Raw genomic sequence first — 23,346 nt, 5'->3', positions numbered from 1 at the left:
CGGTCCAAGATGTGTGCGGGCTGTGCGCCGGCGGCTCACAGCGCGCACATAGGAACGGCACAGTCGGCACCTAGTGCGCGCGCCCATAATGGGGCGGTGGCCAACCCTCTCGACACCGGGACGACCGGGACCGACGCCGCCCGGGTCGCGATGCGCCGCGCCGACGGTAGCCCGGTGCACGTGCTCGTCGTCGACGACGAACCGGTGCTGGCCGAACTCGTGTCGATGGCGCTGCGCTACGAGGGCTGGGACATCTCGACAGCCGGTGACGGCGCCACGGCCATCGCGCTGGCGAAGGACAACCCGCCCGACGTCGTCGTGCTCGACGTGATGCTGCCCGACATGAGTGGTCTGGACGTGCTGGCTCAGCTGCGCCGCCAGATTCCCGGCCTGCCCCTGCTGCTGCTCACCGCCAAGGACTCCGTCGAGGATCGCATCGCCGGGCTGACCGCAGGCGGCGACGACTACGTCACGAAGCCGTTCAGTATCGAAGAAGTCGTGCTGCGGCTGCGGGCGCTGCTGCGCCGCACCGGGGTGAGCACCGAGACAGGCGGGGCCACCATCGTCGTCGGCGACCTGGTGCTCGACGAGGACAGCCACGAGGTGACCCGAGCGGGTGAGGTCATCACGCTCACCGCGACCGAGTTCGAGCTGCTGCGGTTCATGATGCGCAACGCCAAGCGGGTGCTGAGCAAGGCCCAGATCCTCGACCGGGTGTGGAGCTACGACTTCGGCGGGCGGTCCAACATCGTCGAGCTGTACGTGTCCTACCTGCGCAAGAAGATCGACAGCGGCCGCGAGCCGATGATCCACACGCTGCGTGGCGCCGGGTATGTCCTCAAGCCCGCGCGCTGAGCGGTCGCGCCTGCGCGTGATCACCTCGCCGCGCAGCTGGTCGTTGCGCGCCCGGCTGCTCGTTACCCAGGTGCTGCTGCTGGCCGTGGTGTGCGCCGGCATCGGCCTGGCCACCGAGTTCGCACTGCAACGATTCCTGATGAATCAGCTCGACGAACAGGTCGTCGAGGCGGGCAGGCGGTCGTCGGTCATCTACGAGTTCGGGCCGCCCCCGCCGCCGCCGGACTTCGGGACTCCCGACGGGATGACGGACCAACCGCTGCCCCGGCCGTCGCGGCGCCTGATGATCCGCGACAACGAGGGTCCCGGCCCGGAGTTCCTGAACGCGCCCGGGCAGGCCATCCTGACCGTCGGCGCCATCGTCGCGGGCGGGCGGGTGCTCGACGCCGGAATGATCACCACGGACGGCGCCCGGGCCGCGATCCCCGCCGCCGCCGCCGCGCAGCTCGCCGAGCTGCCGGCCGACGAGCGCCCCGTCACGGTCGACCTCGACGGCCTGGGCCGCTATCGGGTGGTGAGCTTCCCCGCGCACCATCCCGGCCAGTCCGTCGTCGCCGGGCTGCCGACCAGCGACGTCGACGACACGATGCTGTGGGTCGCGGCGATCTTCTGCATCGTCGCCGTGGTCGCGCTGGCCGGCGCCGGCACCGCCGGGGTGGTGATCATCCGCCGCCAGCTCGCCCCGCTGGCCCGGGTCTCGGCCGCCGCTCAGCAGGTCGCCGACCTCGAGCTCGACCGCGGCGAGGTGCGGTTGCCGACCCCGATTGTCAAGGTCGACCCCGCCGCGACGAACACCGAGGTCGGGCAGCTGGGCTCCGCGCTGAACCGGATGCTCGACCGGATCGCGGGGGCGCTGTCGGCGCGGCACGCCAGCGAGACGCGGGTGCGCCAGTTCGTCGCCGACGCCAGCCACGAACTGCGCACACCGCTGGCCGCGATCCGCGGCTACACCGAACTGGCGCAGCGCAAGCACGACGAGCTGCCCGACGACGTCGCCCACGCGATGAGCCGTGTCGAGTCGGAGACCGAGCGGATGACCCGCCTGGTGGAGGACATGCTGCTGCTGGCCCGGCTGGACACCGGCCGCCCGCTCGAGCGCGAGCCCGTCGACCTCACCCGCCTGATCGTCGACACCGTCAGCGATGCGCACATCGCCGGCCCCGACCACACCTGGGAGCTGGACCTGCCCGACGAGCCGGTCGCGGTGCCCGGCGACGAGGCGCGGCTGCACCAGGTGCTGGCCAACCTGCTGGCCAACGCCCGCACTCACACCCCGCCCGGCACGACGGTGACGACCTCGCTGACCGTCGACGACCGCGGTGATGCCGTGTTGACGGTGCTCGACGACGGCCCGGGGATTCCGGTGTGGCTGCAACCGGAGGTGTTCGAGCGGTTCGCGCGCGGTGACTCGTCGCGGTCCCGGCGGGGCGGCAGCACCGGTCTGGGCCTGGCCATCGTGGCCGCGGTGGTCCGGGCGCACGGGGGCACGATCGTCGTGAACAGCGTGCCCGGGCGGACGGAATTCGTGGTCACGCTGCCCGGCGATTCACAGCCAAGGCACAGCGGAGGCCCATCAGAGGCCTAGCGGAGCCGCCGATGATCGACCTGTGACCTTGCTGATGTCGGCCGAGCAGACGCGAACTCGGCCGATCCGGGCCGCAGGAGCACGAGGCCGCGTCTGCTCGCCCGCCCTGGTCGCGCTGCTGATCGGCACCGCCGTGCTGTACCTGTGGGACCTCGGCGCCTCGAAGTGGGCCAACGCGTTCTACGCCGCCGCGGTGCAGGCCGGTTCCACCGACGCCACCGCGATGTTGTTCGGATCCAGCGATGCGGCCAACGCAATCACCGTCGACAAGACCCCGGCGGCGCTGTGGGTGATGGACCTCTCGGCGCGGCTGTTCGGCTTCAACCCCTGGAGCATGCTGGTGCCGCAGGCGTTGATGGGCGTGGCCGCGGTGGCGCTGATCTACGCCGGCGTGTGCCGGCTGCTGGGGCCGGGGGCCGGTCTGCTGGCCGGTGCGATTCTCGCGCTGACGCCGGTGGCTGCGCTGATGTTCCGCTTCAACAACCCCGATGCACTGCTGGTGCTGATGCTCGTGCTCGCCGCCTACTGCACGCAGCGCGCCTGTGAGAAGGACGCCAGCCGGTGGTGGCTGGTCGCGGCGGGCGCGGCCGTCGGATTCGGCTTCCTGGCGAAGATGCTGCAGGCGCTCCTCGTGCTGCCGGCGCTCGGCGCGGCCTACCTTCTCGCCGGGCACCGGCCGCTGCGCACACGCCTCCTCGACACCGTGCTCGCGGCGCTCACGGTCGTCGTGTCGGCCGGGTGGTACGTCGCGCTCGTCGAACTCTGGCCGGCCGCGGCCCGGCCCTACATCGGCGGCTCGCAACACAACAGCATCGTCGAACTCGCCCTGGGCTACAACGGTGTCGGCCGGCTCACCGGCAACGAACCCGGCGGACTGGGCAACCTCAACCACGACGTCGGATGGGGCCGGCTGCTCGGTTACGGGATGGGCGCCGACATCGGGTGGCTGTTGCCCGCGGCGGTGATCTGCATCGCCGCCGGAATCGTGCTCACCCGTCGCGCTCCCCGCACCGACCCCACCCGCGCGGCGCTGGTGCTGTGGGGCGGGTGGCTGGCCGTCACCGCCGTGGTGTTCAGCTTCATGAACGGCATCGTGCACCCCTACTACACCGTGGCGCTCGCCCCCGCGATCGCCGCCGGCACCGGCATCGGCGCAACGTTGTTGTGGCGCAACCGAACCGACATCCGCGCGGCGACGTCGCTTGCCGGCACGGTCGTGGTCACGGTGGTGCTCGCCGCGCAACTGCTGTCGCGCACCGCGGACTGGATGCCGTGGCTGCGGGCGGCCGTCGCGGTCGGCGGTGTGGGAGCCGCGGCACTGATCCTCGTCGCGGGTCGGCTGGGTCCGGTCGCGGCGCGCGTCGTCGCGGGCGTGGCCGTGGTGTCGTGTCTGGCCGCGCCCGCTGCGTACGCGGTGGCCACCGCAGCGACCCCGCACAGCGGCGCGCTCCCGTCAGTGGGCCCCTCGCGCGGCGGCGGTTTCAGCGGCGGTGGGCTGTTGAGCTCACCGACGCCGCGGCCCGCCCTGATCAGGGTGCTCTCCGCCGACGCCGACCGCTTCACCTGGGCCGCCGCCGTGGTCGGGTCCAACAACGCCGCCGGCTACCAACTGGCCACCGGCGCACCGGTGATGGCGGTGGGCGGGTTCAACGGCACCGATCCCTCGCCGACGCTCGACCAGTTCGTCCGTGCCGTGTCGGAGGGCCGGATCCACTACTTCATCCAGGGCCGGGTGATGACGATGGGTCGCTCCGACGCCAGCGAGGCGAAGGAGTCGGTCGCGATCCGGAACTGGGTCGACGCGCACTTCCCGGCCCAGACCGTCGACGGCACGGTCATCTACGACCTGACCGCCGACATCTCACAGCCGGCGCATAGCGCGGGCCAACGATGAGCACACCTGCGCGGCCGACCATGGACGTCATGACAGACACCGAGCTCGTGGCCGAGACACGTTGCGGCCGAATTCCGTTCGAACGCCGACCGCATGCCGCGCGGACCGCGCGCGCCACCGGGGCGCCCGTGCTGGACGTCGTCGTTCCCGTCTACAACGAACAGGCCGCACTGTCCGCCTCGGTGCGCCGGCTGCACCGTTACCTGCGCGACGCGGTGCCGTTCCCGGCGCGGATCACGATCGCCGACAACGCCAGCACCGACGACACCCCGCGCATCGCCGCGGCGCTCGCGGCGGAGCTGACCGACGTGCGGGTCGTGCGCCTCGAGCAGAAGGGCCGCGGCCGCGCGTTGCACCAGGTGTGGTCGACCTCGGACGCGGCGGTGCTGGTCTACACCGACGTCGACTTGTCGACCGACCTCGCTGCGCTGGGACCGCTGGTGGCCCCGCTGATCTCAGGGCACTCCGACTTGGCGATCGGCACCCGGCTGGCGCGCGGCGCGCAGGTGACCCGCGGCCCGAAAAGGGAGATCATCTCCCGCTGCTACAACTTCATCCTGAAATCCACGCTGTCGGCCGGGTTCTCGGATGCGCAATGCGGATTCAAGGCCATCCGCGCCGACGTGGCGGCACGTCTGCTGCCGCACGTGGAGGACACCGGCTGGTTCTTCGACACCGAGCTGCTGGTGCTCGCCGAGCGCAGCGGTCTGCGCATCCACGAGGTGCCCGTCGACTGGGTCGACGACCCCGACAGCCGCGTCGACATCGTGGCGACGGCCGCGGCCGATCTGCGGGGCATCGGCCGGCTGCTGCGGGGCTTCGCTACCGGCGCCATCCCGGTGAACACCATTGCAGCGCAACTGGGTTCGTCTCGTGAATCGGCGCCGCCCAGCTCGCTGCTGCGGCAGGTGGTGCGGTTCGGCGCGGTCGGCGTCGCCTCCACCGCGGCCTACGTGCTGCTGTTCGTCCTGCTGCAGGGCGCCGTCGGCGCGCAGCTGGCGAACCTGTTCGCGCTGCTGCTCACCGCCGTCGGGAACACCGCGGCCAACCGTCGCTTCACCTTCGGGGTGGCCGGACGTGCCCGGCTGGGCCGGCACCATCTCGAGGGGCTGCTGGTCTTCGGCATCGCCCTGACCATCACCAGCGGAGCCCTGAGCCTGCTGCACGCCACCGCTGCGGCACCACCCCACCGCATGGTCGAGCTCGCCGTGCTCGTCGCGGCCAATCTGCTCGCCACCGTGGTCCGCTTCGTCCTGCTGCGTGGCTGGGTCTTCCACCCGCGCCGCACCGTCACAGAAGGAATCACCCGATGACTCTCACCGCTGACACCCCGGTGAGCACCACGCCCGCCCCGCCGCGGGAACGGCCGAACCACTGGACCCGTGCCGCCCTGGTGGCGCTGCTGGCCGGCACCGCGGTGCTCTACCTGTGGGGCCTGGGCTCCTCGGGCTGGGCCAACGACTTCTACGCCGCCGCCGCGCAGGCCGGCACCCAGAGCTGGAAGGCATGGCTGTTCGGCTCGCTGGACGCGGGCAACGCGATCACCGTCGACAAGCCGCCCGCCGCCATTTGGGTGATGGCTCTGTCCGGCAGGCTCTTCGGCTTCAGCGCGTTCACGATGCTGCTGCCGCAGGCCCTGATGGGCGTGGCGTCCGTCGGAGTTCTCTACGCCGCGGTGCGCCGGGTCAGCGGGCCCGGTGCGGGCCTGCTCGCGGGCCTGGCGCTGGCGGTCACGCCGGTGGCGGCCTCGATGTTCCGGTACAACAACCCCGATGCGCTGCTGGTGCTGCTGCTCGTGGTGGCCGCGTACCTGATGGTGCGGGCGATCGAGACCGGCGGCACGCGCTGGGTGGTGGGCGCCGGTGTGGTGCTCGGCTTCGCGTTCCTGACCAAGATGCTGCAGGCGTTTCTCGTGGTGCCCGGCCTGGCGCTGGCGTTCCTGGTCGCCGCGCCGGTCGCCTTCTGGCCACGGGTCGGCAAGCTTGCTGCGGGGGCGGCCGCGATGATCGCGACCGCCGGCCCGTTCCTGGCGCTGGTGAGCCTGTGGCCGGCCGACTCCCGGCCCTACATCGGCGGCTCCACGGACAACAGCCTGTTGCAACTCGCTTTGGGCTACAACGGGATTCAGCGCGTGATGGGCCGTGAAGGCGGGATGCCCGGCGGAGGCGACCGCCCCGGTGGGGGAGCGGCCCTGTTCTTCGGCGGAGAGCCCGGCATCGGCCGCATGTTCGGGGCGTCGTTCGGCGCCGAGGCGTCGTGGCTGTTGCCCGCCGCGCTGATCGGACTGGTCGTCGGCCTGTGGTTCACCCGCCGCACCGCCCGGACGGCGGCCGTCCGCGCGAGCCTGCTGCTGTGGGGTGGATGGTTACTGGTCACCGCCGCCGTCTTCAGCTTCATGGACGGGACGATCCACCCGTACTACACGCTGGCGCTGGCGCCGGCGGTGGCGGCGCTGGTCGGAATCTGCGCGACCGAACTGTGGCGCGGCAGGCAGTTCTGGGCGTCACGCGCGGTGCTGGCCGCGATGTCGGCGGTCACCGGGGTGTGGTCGTTCATCCTGCTCGATCGGGCTCCCGACTGGCAGCCGTGGCTGCGGTGGGTGGTGCTGGTCGGTTCGATCATCGTCGCCGCGATCATCGCGGCCGGTGTGCACCGGCTCGGCCGGCTCACCGTCGCGGTGGCCGCCGCGGCCATCCTGGTCGGCGGTGCCGGGTCGGCCGCCTACGCGATCGAGACCGCGGCGCACGCCCCCAGCGGGCCGGGCGCCATGGCGGGCCCCGCGGCTGCCCACGCCGACTTCGGCTTCGGCGGTCCGGGCGGCCCCGGTGGCACCGGTGGCCCCGGCGGGCCCGGTGGGTTCGGGAAGTCGGTGTCCGAGAACACGGAACTGCAGAATCTCGTGAAGGCGACCGACAACCGCTGGGCCGCGGCCAGTGTGGGCTCCATGACCGCGGGCAGTCTGGAGTTGCAGACCGGCACCTCGGTGATGGCGATCGGCGGCTTCACCGGCGGCGACAACTCGCCCACGCTGGCGCAGTTCCAGGCCTATGTGGCCGACGGGCAGGTGCGCTACTTCATCGCCGGCGGGCATCGCGGCCCGGGCGGCGACTCCGGCGCGGCGGCCGAGATCACCGCATGGGTCGAGAAGACCTTCACCCCGATGGACGTCGGCGGCACCACGGTCTACGACCTCGCGCGGTGACCGAGCGTGAAGGTGTCGTCACGCTGGGCGTCCAGCGTGAAGGCGCCTTCACACTCGCCGCGAGACCTTGTGCGCTGACTGATTCTTTCCCGTGACATGGCGCGGCCGTCCCCCTACGGTCGCGCCATGTCGGTGACAGACGAGTACCTGAAGAACAACGAGGAGTACGTGAAGACGTTCTCCGGGCCGCTGCCGCTGCCGCCCAGCAAGCACGTCGCGGTGGTCGCGTGCATGGATGCAAGGCTCGACGTGTACCGCGTCCTCGGGCTCTCCGACGGCGAGGCGCACGTCATCCGCAATGCCGGCGGCGTCGTCACCGACGACGAGATCCGCTCGCTGGCGATCAGCCAGCGTCTGCTCGGCACCCGGGAGATCATCCTGATCCACCACACCGACTGCGGCATGCTGACCTTCACCGACGACGAGTTCAAACGCGCCATCCAGGAGGAGACCGGCATCAAGCCGGAGTGGGCCGCCGAATCATTCGGTGATCTCGCCGAGGACGTCCGGCAGTCGCTGCGCCGTATCGAGGCCAGCCCGTTCGTCACCAAGCACGAGTCGCTGCGCGGTTTCGTCTTCGACGTCGCGACCGGCAAGTTGGACGAAGTCACGTTGTAGCCGCCGCGACTGTGGGCCTCAGGTACGCCTGAGGCCAATTTCGCGTGCGCAGCACCCACACTCGCGCTCACCGTTGACACATCCGCCGGTCGGCGGCTAGATTGCCCGTTGATGATCGTAAATCTGGTCAAATCAACCAACTTTGCAGGGAAATGATGACCGCGACCGAACAGATCGCCCCCAACGCGGGGCGCTACGAGCTGAGCCACCTGCGTGCGCTGGAGGCCGAGGCCATCCACATCGTCCGGGAGGTGGCCGCCGAATTCGAGCGTCCGGTGCTGCTGTTCTCGGGCGGCAAGGACTCCATCGTCATGCTGCACCTGGCGATCAAGGCGTTCCGGCCCGGCCGGCTGCCGTTCCCGGTGATGCACGTCGACACCGGCCACAACTTCGACGAGGTGCTGCAGGCTCGCGACGACCTGGTCGCGGAGTCGGGCGTGCGCCTGGTGGTGGCGAAGGTGCAGGACGACATCGACGCCGGCCGAGTGGTCGAGACGATCCCGTCGCGCAACCCGATGCAGACGTTCACGCTGTTGCGCGCCATCCGGGAGAACAAGTTCGACGCCGCGTTCGGCGGTGCGCGCCGCGACGAGGAGAAGGCCCGCGCCAAGGAGCGGGTGTTCAGCTTCCGCGACGAGTTCGGCCAGTGGGACCCGAAGAATCAGCGGCCCGAGCTGTGGAGCCTCTACAACGGCAGGCACCGCAAGGGTGAGCACATCCGCGCGTTCCCGCTGTCCAACTGGACCGAGTTCGACATCTGGTCCTACATCGGCGCCGAGAAGATCAAGCTCCCGTCGATCTACTACGCGCATCAGCGCAAGGTGTTCGAGCGCGACGGGATGCTGCTGGCGGTGCACAAGTTCCTGCAGCCCCGCAAGGACGAGCAGGTGGTCGAGAAGACCGTGCGGTTCCGCACCGTCGGCGACGTCACCTGCACCGGTTGCGTCGAATCGACCGCCGCCACCGTGTCCGAGGNCAAGGCGATGATTCACCAACTCGCATCCCTGGGCATTGGTAAGGGCCTCACGTTTGACCCAGATGAGCCGACGACCGGATCTCCGAAGCGGGGATGGAAGACCGCAAACGCGAGGGGTATTTCTGATGGCGACGTTGCTTCGCATCGCGACAGCCGGATCGGTCGACGACGGCAAGTCGACACTGATCGGCCGGCTGCTCTTCGACAGCAAGGCCGTGATGGAGGACCAGCTCGCGGCGGTCGAGCGCACCTCCAAGGAACGCGGTCACGACTACACCGACCTGGCCCTGGTCACCGACGGCCTGCGCGCCGAGCGGGAACAGGGCATCACGATCGACGTGGCCTACCGCTACTTCGCCACGGCCAAGCGGAAATTCATCATCGCCGACACGCCGGGTCACATCCAGTACACGCGCAACATGGTCACCGGGACGTCGACCGCGCAGCTGGCGATCGTGCTCGTCGACGCCCGCCACGGGCTGCTCGAGCAGTCGCGGCGCCACGCGTTCCTGGCGTCGCTGCTGGGGATCCGCCACATCGTGCTGGCCGTCAACAAGATGGACCTGGTCGACTGGAGCCAGGAGCGGTTCGAGAAGATCCGCGACGAGTTCCATGAGTTCGCCGCGCGGCTGGACGTCCAGGACGTCACGACGATCCCGCTGTCGGCGCTCAACGGCGACAACGTGGTCACCAAGTCCGACGTCACGCCGTGGTACGACGGTCCGTGCCTGCTGAGCCATCTCGAGGACGTCTACATCGCGGGTGACCGCAACCTCGTCGATGTCCGGTTCCCGGTGCAGTACGTGATCCGGCCGCAGACTCATGAGCACGCCGATCACCGCAGCTACGCCGGCACCGTGGCGAGCGGTGTGATGCGGCCCGGTGACGAGGTCGTCGTGCTGCCGACGGGCAAGACGTCGCGGATCACCGCGATCGAGGGCCCGGGCGGCCCTGTGCAGGAGGCGTTCCCGCCGATGGCGGTATCGGTCAGCCTGGCCGACGACATCGACATCTCGCGCGGGGACCTGATCGCCCGGCCCAACAATCAGCCGCGCGTCACCCAGGAGTTCGACGCGACAGTGTGCTGGATGGCCGACGAGGCGTCGCTGGAGCCGGGCCGTGACTATCTGATCAAGCACACGACCAGGACCACGCGTGTGCGGGTCACCGCGCTGGACTACCGGCTCGACGTCAACACCCTGCACCGCGACAAGACGGCGACGGCGCTGAAGCTCAACGAGCTGGGCCGGGTGTCGTTGCGCAGCCAGGTGCCGTTGCTTCTCGACGAGTACAGCCGCAACGCCGCGACCGGATCGTTCATCCTCATCGATCCGAACACCAACGGCACCGTCGCGGCGGGGATGATCCTGCCGTACGTGAGCGCACGGACGGCGAGCCCCAACACCGTGCGGCACCAGTCGCTGTGCACCGCCGAGGACCGGCTGTCCAAGGGCCGCACCGTGTGGTTCACCGGCCTGTCGGGCTCCGGTAAGTCCTCGGTGGCGATGCTGGTCGAGCAGAAGCTCCTCGAAAAAGGCGTCCCTGCTTATGTTCTCGACGGGGACAATCTGCGCCACGGCCTCAACGCCGACCTCGGCTTCTCGATGGCCGACCGCGCCGAGAATCAGCGCCGGCTCGCCCACGTTGCGGCCATCCTCGCCGACTCCGGCCAGGTGGTGCTCGTCCCGGCGATCAGCCCGCTCGAGGAGCACCGCGCGCTGGCGCGTGAGGTGACCTGCGCGGCGGGGCTGGACTTCTTCGAGGTGTTCATGGACACTCCGCTCGAGGACTGCGAGCGCCGCGACCCGAAAGGGCTGTACGCCAAGGCCCGCGCCGGGGAGATCACCCATTTCACCGGCATCGACAGCCCCTACCAGCGACCGAAGGACCCGGACTTGCACCTGACGCCCGAGCACTCCCTCGACGCACTCGCCGACCGGGTCATCGAGCTGCTGGAAACCACTCCGTGACCGCGACCGATCACGAGGTGGCCGCGCGACTGGCCACCGAGGCGGGCACGCTGCTGCTCGACGTGCGCGCCGAGTTCGCCGACGCGAGCTCCGACGAGCGGAAGGCGGCGGGGGACAAGCGGTCTCACGACTTCCTGATGGAGGCGCTGGCCGCCGAGCGGCCCGACGACGCGGTGCTCTCCGAAGAGGGTGTGGACGATCCGGTGCGGCTGTCGGCGACCCGCGTGTGGATCGTCGATCCGCTGGACGGCACCCGCGAGTTCTCCGAATTGGGCCGCACCGACTGGGCCGTGCACGTGGCGCTGTGGGAGTCCGGTGAGCTCGTGGCCGGCGCGGTGGCGCTGCCTGCTCAAGGCATCACGCTGGCCACCCCGACGGTGCCCGCGCCGCCCGCGCAACCCGGGGCGCCGCGCGTCGTGGTCTCGCGCACCCGGCCCCCGGCCGTCGCGCTGGAGGTCAAAGACGCCCTCGACGGCACGCTCGTCGAAATGGGTTCGGCCGGTGCGAAAGTGGCGTCGGTGGTGCAGGGCCTCTCGGATGTGTACGTGCACGCGGGCGGCCAGTACGAGTGGGACTCCGCGGCGCCCGTCGCGGTCGCCCGGGCAGCCGGTCTGCACACGTCCCGCATCGACGGCTCGCCGCTGATCTACAACCAGCGCGACTCCAAGCTGCCGGACCTGATCGTGTGCCGGCCCGAGCTGGCCGATGCGGTGCTGGCGGTCACCGCCCGGCGGTAGGCTGCGGACGTGGCTGAACCCCGATCGATGCGCGCCCTGTCCGGCCTGCCGCTGACCCCGGTCGGCCTCGACGAGTCGGTGCTGGTGATGATCGACTGCCAGAACACCTACACCCGCGGGGTGATGGAGCTCGAGGGCGTTGACGCCGCGCTCGACGAGGCCGCCGAACTGCTGGACCGCGCCCGTTCGGCAGGTATCCCGGTCATCCACATCCAGCACGACGACGGCCCCGGCTCGCTGTACGACGTCCACGGGGAGAGCGGCGCGATCGTCGACCGGGTGGCCCCGCGCGACGACGAACCGATCGTGGTGAAGAACTATCCGAACGCCTTCGTGCAGACCGACCTGTCCGACCGGCTGGAGTCGCTCGGCGTACAGAACCTCGTGCTCGCCGGGTTCATGACGCACATGTGCGTGAACTCGACCGCGCGCGGCGCGTTCAATCTCGGCTACGCGCCGACCGTCGTCGCCGCGGCGACCGCGACGCGCGCGCTGCCCGGTCTGGATCAAGACACGGTGCCCGCCTCGGCGATCCAGGCGGCCAGTCTCGCGGGGATCGCGGACCTGTTCGCCGTGGTCGTGCCGAAAGCGGCGGACATTCCCGGATAGCCTGGGCCTATGCGGATGTCGGCGAAGGCGGAATATGCCATCCGCGCGATGGTTCAGCTCGCCACCGCTGACGACGGCGTCGTGGTCAAAACCGAGGATCTGGCCAAGGCGCAGGGCATTCCGGCGCAGTTCCTGGTGGACATCCTCTCCGATCTGCGCACCGACCGGCTGGTGCGCAGCCACCGCGGCCGCGACGGCGGGTACGAGCTCGCCCGGCAGGCCACCCAGATCAGCATCGCCGATGTGCTCCGCTGTATCGACGGCCCGCTGGCCAGCGTGCGGGACATCGGGCTCGGCGACCTTCCGTACAGCGGCCCCACCGCCGCGCTGACCGATGTGTGGCGGGCGCTGCGGGCGAGCATGCGGTCGGTGCTCGAGAAGACCAGCCTCGCCGACGTCGCCGCCGGGCACCTGCCCGACCACGTGCGGGTGCTGGCCGACGACTACCGCGCGCAGGAGGAACAGCGCGGACGGTCCGTGACCTAGCAACTCAGAAGGGAAGGGTGATGGCTTTCGACTTCCGTGACCTCGCCGCGCCGGTGTCGGTCGCTCCGATGGCCGGCGGCCCCTCGACGCCCGAGCTCGCCGCGGCGGGCACCAACGCCGGCGGGCTCGGGTTCGTCCCGGGGGGCTACCTCAGCGCTGACACGTTCGCCGAGCGCCTGGTCGCCGCGACACGACTCACGTCAGGCCCGGTCGGCGCCAACCTGTTCGTGCCGCAGCCCAGCGCCGGCACCCCGGACGCGATCGACGCCTACGCCGCCGAGCTGGCCCCCGACGCGCAGCGATACGGCGCCGCGCCCGGTGAGCCCCGGTTCGACGACGACGCCTGGGGCGGCAAGCTCGAGGTTCTGCTCGATGTGCGTCCGGCGGTGGCGTCGTTCACCTTCGGTCTGCCCGACGCCGACGAACTCACGCGACTGCGCGGCGCCGGCATCACGGTAGCCGGCACGGTGACCACGCTGGACGAGGCCCGCGTGGCGGCCGATCGCGGCGTCGACGTGCTCGTCGCGCAGGGGCCCGCGGCGGGTGGGCACCGCGGCACGTTCGACGCGACGGCGCGGCCGTCGGAGGAACCCCTCGACGATCTGCTGGCCGGGATCGCGGCTGCCGTGGACCTGCCGGTGGTGGCGGCCGGCGGGTTGATGACCGCCGCCGACATCGCACGGGTGCTCCGCGATGGCGCCGTCGCCGCGCAACTGGGCACCGCGTTCCTGCTCGCGGATGAGGCCGGCAGCAGCCCGGTGCACCGGGCGGCGCTGACGAATCCGGAGTTCACCGAAACCGTTGTCACCAAAGCGTTTTCCGGTCGCTACGCGCGCGGGCTGCGCAACCGGTTCGTCGACGAGCACGAGGCGGGCGCTCCGTTCGGCTACCCCCAGGTGCACTATCTGACGAGCCCGCTGCGCGCGGCCGCGGTCCGCGCGGGCGACCCGCACGGGGTGAACATCTGGGCCGGCACCGGGTTCCGGCTCGCCGAACCCGGTCCCGTGGCGGCGATCATCGGCAGGCTCACGGGCGGCTAGCGCGTCGATTCGACGGTGACGTCGCCGGTTTCGGAGCGGACGGTCACCACGGAGGCGGCAGCGCGGGGGTCGCGGGTCTGCGGTACGCGAACGACGGTGGAACCCCACGGTTGGCCCGTCGACGCATCCACGACGTACGGTCCGGGCTGCGGCAGGCCGACCGTCACGTCGCCGTTGTCGGTCCGCGCGTCCAGCGTCTTGGGGGCGCCGGCGAAGTCGACGTCGATGTCACCGGTCTGGGTGGTGGCCTTGAACGACACCGACACCGACACCGCGTCGCGGGTGTCGACGTCGCCGTGGGAGTTGCTGATGTCGATGTCGCGCGCCGAGCCGCTCAGCACCACAGCGCCGTCGCGGGTGCGGGCCACCAGCTGGTCGATGTCGGCCTGCAACATCACCACACCGGTGTCCTGCTGCGTCGTCACGGTCGTGCGTCGCGCCAACTCGGCGGGCAGCACGAGGGTGATCTGCGACGCGCGACCCCAGTCCAGGATCGGGGACTGCTCGGCGTCGATCGTCACGCGCGCCGAGACGCCGTCGGCGTCCACCGCCAACGGATCGGATCCGGCGCGGGCCGAGTTGACCATCGTCATGTCGACGCGCGGCTCGCGCGCATCCCGGTCACTGGTGATACGGACGATCACCGGAACCGAGCCGGTGTCGACGGCGATCGAGCGCAGTGTCGCCGGCAGAGCCACGCTGTCGGTGACGACGCGGAACGTGCTGACACCCCAGGCGAAGACACCGAGGGACACCACGGTGCCGACGAGGAACACCGCGGCGGCGACGACGAGCACGGCGCGCAGCGCGGTGCGTCCGCCCGGGGACAGCGGCGGGGGAGGGGCGGGAGGGGCGATGGTGGTGGTCACGGGCGAAGTCCTTTCCACACGATCATGATTCGAGGTACCTGAGCACCGCGAGGACGCGGCGGTTGCCGCTGTCGTCGGGCGCCAGGCCGAGCTTGGTGAAGATCGAGGCGATGTGCTTCTCGGCCGATCCGACCGACATGTGCAGGGCTGCGGCGATGGCCGAGTTCGTCTTACCCTCGGCCATCAGTTGCAGCACCTCGTGCTCGCGCGTGGTGAGCGCGTCCAGCGCATTGCGGCGGTGCGAGCGGACGAGGATCTGCGACACCACCTCCGGGTCGAGCACGGTGCCGCCGGCCCCCACGACGGCGACGGCGTCGAGGAACGCCGGGACGTCGGCCACCCGGTCTTTCAGCAGGTAGCCGAAACCCCGGGTGTCCGAGGCGATCAGGTCCGCGGCATAGCGCTCCTCGACGTAGTGCGAGAGCACCAGCACCGGTGACTCCGGGTTCTGGCTGCGCAGCAGCGCCGCGGCGCGGATGCCCTCGTCGGTGAACGTCGGCGGCATCCGCACGTCGAGAATAGCCAGGTCCGGTCGCGTCTCGTTCACCAGCCGTAGCAGGTTGGTCGCGTCGGGCACACCGGCGACCACCTCGTGTCCGGCGTCGGTGAGGATCCGCTCGATGCCCGCCCGCAGCAGCGCCGAGTCCTCGGCGATCACGATGCGCATGGCAGCACCGCGGTGATGACGGTCGGACCGGTGACGGGGCTCGACACCCCGAAGGTGCCGCGTGCCGCACGCACGCGTTCGTCGAGGCCACGCAACCCGGTGGCGTCGGCGCCCGCATCGTCGGCGACGATCCGCGCGCCCCCGCGACCGTCGTCGAAGACCGTGACGTGCAACAGGTTTGCCGCCTCGTCGAGTCGGACGGTGACCGCGGCCTGCGTCGCGCCGGCGTGCCGGGTGACGTTGGTCAGCGCCTCGGCGACGACGAAGTACGCGCACGCCTCCACTTCCTCGGGCAGCCGCCGGGGCAGGTGCACGCTGAGCGTCGTCGGCACGCCGGAGTTGGTGGCGCGCTGCACCACCGCCGACAGCGCGGCGTCGAGGCCGCGGTCGGACAGTATCGTCGGCGCGATGCCGCGGACCACGTTGCGCAGTTCCACCAGGGCGGTCTTGGCGTCGTCGTGTGCCTCGGCGATCAGCGCCTTGGCTGCGGGCAGATCGGTGTCGAGTTTGGTCTGGGCCAGGCCGATCGTCATGGCCAGCGACACCAGTCGCGGCTGCACGCCGTCGTGCAGGTCGCGCTCGATGCGATGCCGTTCGGTCTGGGCGGAGGTGACCGCACCCTGCCGGGCGTCGGCCAGCGCGCTGACCTGGTACTGCAGGGCGGCCGTCGGGGAGGGCGACAGCAGCCAGCGGTCGATCGTCGCGTCCAGTGCCGGGGCGAAGATCAGCAGGACCACCGCGACGGCCAGCGCCACCACGGCCAGCAGCCAGGCCACCGGGGTCGGCAGGAAGGACAGCCCGGCGTCGGCGTCGCTGTTGCCGATCGCGATGGCTGCTGCGGGAGCCAGGAACGCGAACGCCAGCAGCGCCAGTGCCAGAGCGGTGACCAGGATGTCGTAGGTCATCCGAAGATAATGGTGCGCCACCGTTTTCCAGAACCGGGCGCTGCTGATGTCCAGCAGCAGTTGATGTGCCCAGCGTTGGAAGCCGGAGTGCGGGGACAGCCGCCGCGGCGGAATCCCGATACCCATGCCGAAAACCGCTTCGCTGCGCACCCGTTCGACACGGTCGACACCGCGGATCAGGTAGACGAACACGACGGCGGCCAGCACGAAGCCGATGACGCTCGGGATCGACGAGACGCCGATGACGAGCAGGCCCAACGGTATCCAGAACCAGACACTTCCCAACGCGGCCCCGATGACCATCGAGGCGGTCGGTACGAGACCCAGGCCCCGCACCCGCGGTGGCGCCGGCGTGGGCGCCGCCACGTCGGCGGACCCGGCGCCGATGATCTCCTCGGTGTCTGCTGTTGCGGTCATGTCACCAACCTAGGGACCCGGGTGCGCCCGAGACACAGCGTTTTCCCCAGACTCCTCTGGGGGCTAACCCCCGGCTCGCCATACTGTCGTGGTGACCGACAGGGCCGGCTCGCAGCCGGCGATCCTCAGTTACCTCGGACCGAACTGGTTCGCCTCGGTGATGGGCACCGGCATCGTCGCGACCGCCGGCGCCACCCTGCCGGTGCAGGTACCCGGCCTGCGGGGTTTCGCGCTCGCGGTGTGGGTGGCGTCCGCGCTGTGGCTGGTCGTGCTGCTGATCGCGATGGTCGGACACTGGGTGCGCACACCGGCGGTGGCGCGCAGCCACGTCCGCAATCCGCAGATGGCGCACTTCTACGGGGCGGCGCCGATGGCGCTGCTCACCGTGGCCTCCGGCGCGCTGCTGGTCGGCAGGGATCTCGTCGGCGAGCGCGCCGCGGTGGACGTGGCGTGGGTGCTGTGGACGGCGGGCACCGTCGGCGGGCTGATCACCGCGATGAGTATCCCGTATCTGATGTTCACCCAGTACCGGGTGGAACCCGATGCCGCGTTCGGCGGCTGGCTGATGCCCGTGGTGCCGCCGATGGTGTCGGCGGCCACGGGTGCGCTGCTCATCCCGCACATGGCCCCGGGCGCGGGCCGGGCCACCATGTTCTACGGCTGTTTCGCGATGTTCGGGCTGTCGCTGGTCGCCTCGCTGATCATCATCACGATGGTGTGGAGCCGGCTGGCGCACTTCGGCACCTCCGGCACCGCCCGCGTGCCGACCCTGTGGATCGTTCTCGGCCCGCTCGGCCAATCCATCACGGTCGCAGGACTTCTCGGCACGGACGCGGCGCTGGCCGTGGACCCGCGCCTGGCCGACGGTATGAGCGTGTTCGCGGTGCTCTACGGCGTGCCGGTGTGGGGCTTCGCCGTGCTGTGGATCGGGCTGGCCACGGCGCTGACCGTGCGCACGCTGCGGCGCGGGATGCCGTTCGCGCTGACGTGGTGGAGCCTCACGTTCCCGGTGGGCACGTTCGTCACCGGGACGACGCAGCTGGCGGCGCACACCGGACTGCCCGCGTTCCGGGTGGCCGCCGCGATCGCCTATCTGGGCCTGCTCAGCACCTGGTTGCTGGTCGCGGTGCGCACGCTGCGCGGCGGACTGGGCGGCGGGCTGTTCGCACCGCCGGCGCCAGGTCCCATCCGGGCGGCCAAGGACTGACGCGGCCACCGTCACTGGTATGACCACTTGACCTCCTGGCCTTTCTAGGTCAGGGTGGGGACATGGCTCTGCGACCGGTACACCGACGCTCGGTACCCGAGGACGTGTTCGACCAGGTGATGTCCGACGTGCTCAGCGGGGAGATGCAGCCCGGTGAGACGCTGCCCAGCGAGCGGCGCCTGGCCGAGGTGCTGGGGGTGTCCCGGCCGGCGATCCGGGAGGCGCTCAAGAGGTTGGCGGCCGCGGGGCTGGTCGAGGTCCGACAGGGCGGCTCGACGACGGTCCGGGACTTCCGGCGCACCGCCGGGCTGGATCTCCTGCCGCAACTGCTGATGCGCGGCGGCGAGCTCGACCTCGCTGTCGTCCGCAGCATTCTCGAGACCCGGCTGCACAACGGCCCCAAGGTGGCCGAACTGGCCGCCCGGCGCCACGGCCCCGACACGCGCGAAGCCCTCGAGGCCGCGGTGCGCGCGCTGTCGGAGGAGGCCGATCCCGTTGCTGCGCAAGGATATGCACTCGACTTTTGGGACCACATCGTCGACGGCGCCGATTCGATCGCCTTCCGGCTGATGTTCAACACGCTGCGGGCCACCTACGAGCCCGCACTGCCCGCCCTGGCTGCGGTGATGACCGGGGAGGTCGGCCAGGTCGACGCCTACCGGGCCCTGGCCGAGGCGGTCCTGTCCGGCGACGCGACAGCTGCCCGCGACAACGCCCACCGCCTGCTGGAGCCCGCGACCACCGCCTTACTGAACGCGCTGAACGAACTGGAGGAGAGCCGATGACCACCCCCGCCCGCACCCGTTCGGGACGCCGACACGTCACGCTCGGCGACGCCGCACGCGAGTTCGGGCGCCACCCGACGCCGTGGATGATCGGCGCGACGCTGGTGATCGCCGCGGGGGTGCGTATCACGCTGGGCGACTGGACGTGGGCCGACGCCGCCGTCCCCGTCGTGATGCTCGCCGCCTTCCCGTTCGTCGAATGGGTGGTGCACGTGTGCATCCTGCACTGGCGTCCGCGGCAGATCGGGGCCGTGCGCGTTGACCCTCTGCTGGCGCGCAAACATCGCGAGCACCATGGCAATCCGCGTGACATCGCGCTGATCTTCATCCCGTGGCAGGCGCTGCTCTGGGTACTTCCCGTCGCGGTCGCCGTCGCGCTGCTCGCCTTCCCCCGCGCACCACTGGGCATGACGTTCCTGACCGCCTTGGCGCTGCTGGGCCTGGGCTACGAGTGGTNGGTCGCCGTCGCGCTGCTCGCCTTCCCCCGCGCACCACTGGGCATGACGTTCCTGACCGCCTTGGCGCTGCTGGGCCTGGGCTACGAGTGGTGCCACTACCTGGTGCACAGCGACTACAAGCCCAAATCAGCTTTCTATCGGGCGATTTGGCACAACCATCGCCAGCACCACTTCAAGAACGAGCACTACTGGTTCACCGTCACCAGCGCGGGCACCGCCGATCGCGTGCTGGGCACCTATCCGGATCCGGGGGCGGTGGCCACATCGCCTACGGCGAAGAACCTGCACGGGCAGCCGTCCTGACGCCGTCCACCGGCATGTCAGAATCGCCACGTGCGAATCGGGATGACGATGCCGGTGATGGAACCCGACCTGGACCGCGCGTTGCTGCGCGACTGGGCGAGGTTGATCGACGACGGTCCGTTCTCGTCGCTGTGCTGGGGTGAACGGATCGCGTTCGACAATCCCGAGAGCCTGACCCTGCTGGGCGCCCTGGCCGCGTGGACGGACCGGGTGCGGCTGGTGACCACCGTGGTGATCCCCCAGTTGCACGACCCGGTGATGCTGGCCAAGGCGATGGCCACCGGCGACATGCTCAGCGGCGGACGGCTGACCGTCGGCATCGGCGTGGGCGGCCGGCACGAGGACTACCGCGCCGTCGGCGCCGATCCGGCGACCCAGACCATGCGAGAGATGGCCGACAGGGTCGCGATCATGCGGCGGGTGTGGGCGGGGGAGAAGGTCACCGAGTCGACGCTGCCGGTGGGGCCGCCGCCGGTACAGCACGGCGGACCCGAATTGCTGGTCGGCACAACGGGTCCCAAGACGGTGCGCAGTGCGGCGGGCTGGGCCGACGGACTGGCGGGCATCACCCTGGACCTCGACGCTGACGCGCAGAACGCGCTGTTCGACGTGGCGCGTGACGCATGGCGAGCGGCCGGCAGGACCGCGCCGCACCTGGCGACCTCCTTCTGGTTCGCCGTCGGCGAGGGCAGCGCGCCACGCGAGCAGGTGCACCGTCACCTGCTGCGCTACATGAATTGGATCCCGTCGGACATCGTCGACGCGATGGCGCCGACGACGGGGTGGGCCGGCACCCAGGACGACTTGCGTGCCGTACTCACCAGGTTCGCCGACATCGGCACCGACGAGATCCACCTGATTCCGACCAGCAGCGATCTCGAGCAGCTGCGCCGGGTCGCCGAGGTGGTCGCCGACCTCACGTGATCGCCGTCGCCGCGCTGCTGCCCTGCCCCTTGCGCAACGTGTCGAGCAGTTCGCGGTACGGCCCCACCAGATAGGCGATGTCGCCGGCGTGCAGCTGCGAATCGCGGCGCGGATGCAGTTCGCGGGCGCCGTCGTGGCCCACGATCGCAATGACGCGGGTCTGTGTCGACAGCTCGGCCATGCGGATGCCGTCGAGCTCGCTGCTGGCACCGACCCGCACGCCGCCCACCATGAAGGACGCCTGACCCACCGAGAAGGTGCCGAACACGGTCAGCCCCAGCGCCGCGCCGATGAACCACGGCGCCGCCAATTCCACGGTGGAAAGCACATTCTCGAACCGGAACCGGTGGGCCACCGCCGCACCCAGGGCGCGGTCGAACACGCGCAGAACCACCGGCACGTCCAGCGGCCGGTCCTTGGACCGTTCGCGGGACACGATCGCCGTCTCGATGTTGACCATGTCGTCGTCGGTCAGCACGGCCACCGCCACCGCGTCGTCGATGCGCGCCGCCTCCAGCGTCGACGGCAGCGTCGCGTCGCCGAAGATCACCGGAATCTCCAGATCTGCGGCGGCGGAAAGGTAGCGGTTCTCGTCGTTGAGTTCGATCACGGCGACGTCGTGGCCGGCGGCCTTGAGGTCGGAGGCGACCCGGACGCCGAAGGAGCCCAGCCCGACGACGATCATGTGGTCCTGCAGTTCGCGCACCTTGCGCCGGCCCGCCGAGTACGCCAGCCGCCGCGAGAGCAACAGATCGGCGACGAAGGCCACGAGCACCGCGGTGGTGGTGATGCCCGCGAACATCAGCACGATGCTGAACAGCCGCAGCCAGGTGGGCTGGCCGCTGAAGCTGAAGTCGCCATAACCGACGGTCGCGATCGTCTCGGTGGAGAAGTAGAGGGCGTCGACGAAACTCATGCCCGGCATGTCGTAGGTGAGCCACAGCAGAATGGTGGATCCGAGGAGCAGACCCAGCGACGCCGCCAGCGCCCGATAGAAGTTGGGGTTCACGTCCTCGTGGAAGGCGCGCGCCGCGTTGCCGATTCGAGTCAGTGGCGAGCGGTGCGACCCCGCCGCCCGCGCGCCGGCCACCGGGCCGTCGGCGGCCAGTTCGTCCTCGGTGCCGATCATGGCCACCCAGTCGCCTTCGTCGACGTGCAGATCGCGACCGGGGCAGGCCGCCACCTCACCGGGGGTCGGCGAATGCACGCCCCGCACGACGGCCACCGGCGCCAGATCACCGTAGATGTCGCGCAGCGTGCCCGACCGCGGGGTGTCGGCGCCCGAGACGACGAACCGCAGGTCGCCGGCAGCGATGGAGTGCGTGGTGCGCTGCAGGCACGCCTCGACCACCGACGGTGCGGCCAGATCCGCGACGTCGAGGACGGCGCCCGGCCCGTTCCGGGCCACCATCGCCTCCCGCAGCACACCGTTGGCGAGTCGGGTCACCACCCGCACGGTCGAACTGAGACGACGTGCCAGCAGGGCGATCTCCAGATTCGCGGCGTCGTCGGACCCGGCGCACACCACCGATGCCGCCGTGGCGATGCCGGCCGACGTCAGCTGATCGGCACGGTCGATCACCGTGACCGTGGCGCCGGCGCTACGCAACTCCTCGGCGATGCGCACCGCCAGCGCGTCGGCACCGCTGACGATGGTGTGGCCGACCATTGCAGCAGGCTACGCAATGTCGCCGCAACGAGCAGGCCGAAACGGCGACCTCAGATCGTCACGACCTCGTATCCGTCGAGTTGCCCCATGAGGGTGTGCAGATGGTCCTGCGACGAGCCCAGCGTCTGCTCGATCGCCGTCAGCCGCGCGGCGTAATGGCCCACCGGGTACTCCGCGGTGACCCCGATACCACCGTGGAGCTGGATGGCCTCCTGGCTGATGTGCCGGCCGGAGCGGCCGATCTGCAGCTTGGCCCGCGCGGCGATCGTCGGGTCCAGATCGCCGTCGGCGATCGACATCGCCGCGTACAGCGCCATGCTGCGTGCCAGTTCGAGCGAGACGTACATGTCGGCCGCGCGCTGGGTCAGCGTCTGGAACTTGTTGAGCGTGACGCCGAACTGCTTGCGCTGGGTCAGGTACTCCGTGGTCAGCCGCAGCGCCTCCTCCATCGCGCCGAGGGCCTCCGAGCACAGGCCCGAGGTGAACCGCACGAGTGCCCGCTCGATCGCTGCCGACGCGTCCACCGCCTCGCCGAGCGGCTCCGCGGCCGTCGCGTCGAGGTCGATCTCGGCGCCCCGCTGACCGTCGAAGGTGCGGTAGGCCCGGCGCTGCACCGCGCCGCCGTCGACGAGGAACAGCCCGGTGCCGCCGTCGGGAAGTGCCGCACTGATCACCAAGGTGTCGGCACAGTCGCCGGCCAGCACAGGATTCTTGCGGCCGCTGACCGTCCACGAATCACCCTGGCGCGTAGCGGTTGTCGAGACAGTGGCGGTCGGCCGACGCATTCCCGGCTCGGTGTGGGCGAAGGCCAGCAGCCGCTCGCCGGCGGCGACCTCGTCGAGGAGGGCGCGTTGCTCGGCGGTGCCCACCTCGGCGATCACCGCGCCGGGTCCGAGCGCCGCGTGCAGCAGCGGCTCCGGGGCCAGCCTGCGGCCGGCCTCGGTGAGTACGGCGTGGATCTCGATCTGGCCGCCGGCGTCCTCGTCGAATCCGAGGCCGAGCACGCCGACCTCGGCCAGCTGACTCCACACCTCACGGTTCCAGCCGAGCTCGGTGTCGAGCGCCTTGAGTCGGCTCTCGGGATCGTAGGCGCGCGTGAGCATTTCGCGGGTGGTGTCGCGCAGCAGCGTCTGTTCTTCGCTGAGTTGGAAGTCCATGATGTCCGCCTTG

The 23,346-nt window shown here is 70.6% G+C and carries 20 protein-coding genes and 2 pseudogenes; 17 read left to right on the top strand and 5 right to left on the bottom strand.

From position 1 onward, the window contains the following. Positions 1 to 150: 150 nt before the first annotated feature. From MCHUDSM44219_RS11305 to MCHUDSM44219_RS11250, 12 genes and pseudogenes are all read left to right on the top strand, one after another. Positions 151 to 855, top strand: a complete 705-nt coding sequence (locus MCHUDSM44219_RS11305; RefSeq protein WP_048418455.1) for a response regulator transcription factor — start codon at positions 151 to 153, stop codon at positions 853 to 855. Then, a complete protein-coding gene (locus MCHUDSM44219_RS11300; protein WP_048418330.1) occupies positions 833 to 2,440 on the top strand; it encodes a sensor histidine kinase in 1,608 nt (535 codons plus the stop codon). The genes MCHUDSM44219_RS11305 and MCHUDSM44219_RS11300 overlap by 23 nt, the downstream gene beginning before the upstream one ends. A 34-nt stretch (positions 2,441 to 2,474) precedes the next feature. After that, positions 2,475 to 4,334, top strand: a complete 1,860-nt coding sequence (locus MCHUDSM44219_RS11295; protein WP_048418454.1) for a glycosyltransferase family 39 protein — start codon at positions 2,475 to 2,477, stop codon at positions 4,332 to 4,334. 29 nt (positions 4,335 to 4,363) lie between these two features. After that, entirely contained in the window at positions 4,364 to 5,647 is a 1,284-nt protein-coding gene (locus MCHUDSM44219_RS11290) for a bifunctional glycosyltransferase family 2/GtrA family protein (RefSeq protein WP_048418453.1), read from the top strand. Continuing rightward, positions 5,644 to 7,536: an ArnT family glycosyltransferase gene (locus tag MCHUDSM44219_RS11285; RefSeq protein ID WP_048418329.1), complete on the top strand. Its 1,893-nt coding sequence runs from the start codon at positions 5,644 to 5,646 to the stop codon at positions 7,534 to 7,536. The genes MCHUDSM44219_RS11290 and MCHUDSM44219_RS11285 overlap by 4 nt, the downstream gene beginning before the upstream one ends. 126 nt (positions 7,537 to 7,662) lie before the next feature. Next, positions 7,663 to 8,154, top strand: a complete 492-nt coding sequence (locus MCHUDSM44219_RS11280) for a beta-class carbonic anhydrase (RefSeq protein ID WP_048418328.1) — start codon at positions 7,663 to 7,665, stop codon at positions 8,152 to 8,154. Positions 8,155 to 8,306: 152 nt separating this feature from the next. Then, positions 8,307 to 9,129, top strand: a pseudogene (gene cysD, locus MCHUDSM44219_RS28850) (sulfate adenylyltransferase subunit CysD); the annotation flags it as partial. 126 nt (positions 9,130 to 9,255) lie between these two features. Next, on the top strand, positions 9,256 to 11,100 hold the full coding sequence (gene cysN, locus MCHUDSM44219_RS11270) for a sulfate adenylyltransferase subunit CysN (protein ID WP_048418326.1): 1,845 nt from the start codon (positions 9,256 to 9,258) through the stop codon (positions 11,098 to 11,100). Next, positions 11,097 to 11,837, top strand: a complete 741-nt coding sequence (locus MCHUDSM44219_RS11265; RefSeq protein WP_048418325.1) for a 3'(2'),5'-bisphosphate nucleotidase CysQ — start codon at positions 11,097 to 11,099, stop codon at positions 11,835 to 11,837. The genes cysN and MCHUDSM44219_RS11265 overlap by 4 nt, the downstream gene beginning before the upstream one ends. Positions 11,838 to 11,864: 27 nt before the next feature. Then, positions 11,865 to 12,446 carry a cysteine hydrolase family protein gene (locus MCHUDSM44219_RS11260; protein WP_413783598.1) on the top strand — a complete coding sequence of 194 codons (582 nt, stop codon included), beginning with the start codon at positions 11,865 to 11,867 and terminating at the stop codon, positions 12,444 to 12,446. 9 nt (positions 12,447 to 12,455) lie between these two features. Continuing rightward, on the top strand, positions 12,456 to 12,932 hold the full coding sequence (locus MCHUDSM44219_RS11255) for an Rrf2 family transcriptional regulator (protein ID WP_048418323.1): 477 nt from the start codon (positions 12,456 to 12,458) through the stop codon (positions 12,930 to 12,932). Between the two features lie 20 nt (positions 12,933 to 12,952). After that, entirely contained in the window at positions 12,953 to 13,972 is a 1,020-nt protein-coding gene (locus MCHUDSM44219_RS11250) for a nitronate monooxygenase (protein WP_048418322.1), read from the top strand. Here the strand turns inward: MCHUDSM44219_RS11250 and MCHUDSM44219_RS11245 are convergent. From MCHUDSM44219_RS11245 to MCHUDSM44219_RS11235, 3 genes are read right to left on the bottom strand one after another with little or no spacing between them, the layout of a single operon-like run. Then, entirely contained in the window at positions 13,969 to 14,841 is an 873-nt protein-coding gene (locus MCHUDSM44219_RS11245; RefSeq protein ID WP_048418321.1) for a DUF4097 family beta strand repeat-containing protein, read from the bottom strand. The genes MCHUDSM44219_RS11250 and MCHUDSM44219_RS11245 overlap by 4 nt on opposite strands. A 22-nt stretch (positions 14,842 to 14,863) precedes the next feature. Continuing rightward, entirely contained in the window at positions 14,864 to 15,508 is a 645-nt protein-coding gene (locus tag MCHUDSM44219_RS11240) for a response regulator transcription factor (RefSeq protein ID WP_048418320.1), read from the bottom strand. Then, complete coding sequence (locus tag MCHUDSM44219_RS11235) at positions 15,496 to 16,830, bottom strand: sensor histidine kinase (protein ID WP_048418319.1); 1,335 nt, start codon at positions 16,828 to 16,830, stop codon at positions 15,496 to 15,498. Before MCHUDSM44219_RS11235 ends, MCHUDSM44219_RS11240 begins: the two co-directional genes overlap by 13 nt. A gap of 88 nt (positions 16,831 to 16,918) precedes the next feature. On the opposite strand from MCHUDSM44219_RS11235, the gene MCHUDSM44219_RS11230 reads away from it, so the two are divergent. From MCHUDSM44219_RS11230 to MCHUDSM44219_RS11215, 5 genes and pseudogenes are all read left to right on the top strand, one after another. Next, positions 16,919 to 18,037: a TDT family transporter gene (locus MCHUDSM44219_RS11230; RefSeq protein WP_048418318.1), complete on the top strand. Its 1,119-nt coding sequence runs from the start codon at positions 16,919 to 16,921 to the stop codon at positions 18,035 to 18,037. 62 nt (positions 18,038 to 18,099) lie between these two features. Further along, entirely contained in the window at positions 18,100 to 18,822 is a 723-nt protein-coding gene (locus MCHUDSM44219_RS11225) for a FadR/GntR family transcriptional regulator (RefSeq protein WP_048418317.1), read from the top strand. Beyond that, positions 18,819 to 19,278 (top strand): annotated as a pseudogene (locus MCHUDSM44219_RS30930) (sterol desaturase family protein); the annotation flags it as partial. The gene MCHUDSM44219_RS11225 and the pseudogene MCHUDSM44219_RS30930, both read left to right, overlap by 4 nt. Before the next feature lies 1 nt (position 19,279). Then, the coding region (locus MCHUDSM44219_RS30925; protein WP_236695427.1) for a sterol desaturase family protein at positions 19,280 to 19,583 on the top strand (304 nt) is incomplete at its 5' end. Positions 19,584 to 19,625: 42 nt separating this feature from the next. Continuing rightward, the gene (locus MCHUDSM44219_RS11215) at positions 19,626 to 20,507 is read left to right on the top strand and encodes an LLM class flavin-dependent oxidoreductase (RefSeq protein WP_048418315.1); all 882 of its coding nucleotides are present in this window, start codon (positions 19,626 to 19,628) and stop codon (positions 20,505 to 20,507) included. Here MCHUDSM44219_RS11215 and MCHUDSM44219_RS11210 read toward each other — a convergent pair. Further along, the gene (locus tag MCHUDSM44219_RS11210; RefSeq protein WP_048418314.1) at positions 20,500 to 22,176 is read right to left on the bottom strand and encodes an NAD-binding protein; all 1,677 of its coding nucleotides are present in this window, start codon (positions 22,174 to 22,176) and stop codon (positions 20,500 to 20,502) included. The two genes, MCHUDSM44219_RS11215 and MCHUDSM44219_RS11210, sit on opposite strands and share 8 nt — an antisense overlap. 50 nt (positions 22,177 to 22,226) lie before the next feature. Continuing rightward, complete coding sequence (locus MCHUDSM44219_RS11205; protein ID WP_048418313.1) at positions 22,227 to 23,333, bottom strand: acyl-CoA dehydrogenase family protein; 1,107 nt, start codon at positions 23,331 to 23,333, stop codon at positions 22,227 to 22,229. Between the last annotated feature and the right edge of the window lie 13 nt (positions 23,334 to 23,346).

Origin of the sequence: Mycolicibacterium chubuense, from assembly GCF_001044255.1 — a bacterium.
Lineage (GTDB): Bacteria > Actinomycetota > Actinomycetes > Mycobacteriales > Mycobacteriaceae > Mycobacterium > Mycobacterium chubuense.
The sequence above is the reverse complement of the archived record's forward strand: the minus strand, read 5'-3'. Positions and strand labels throughout refer to the sequence as shown.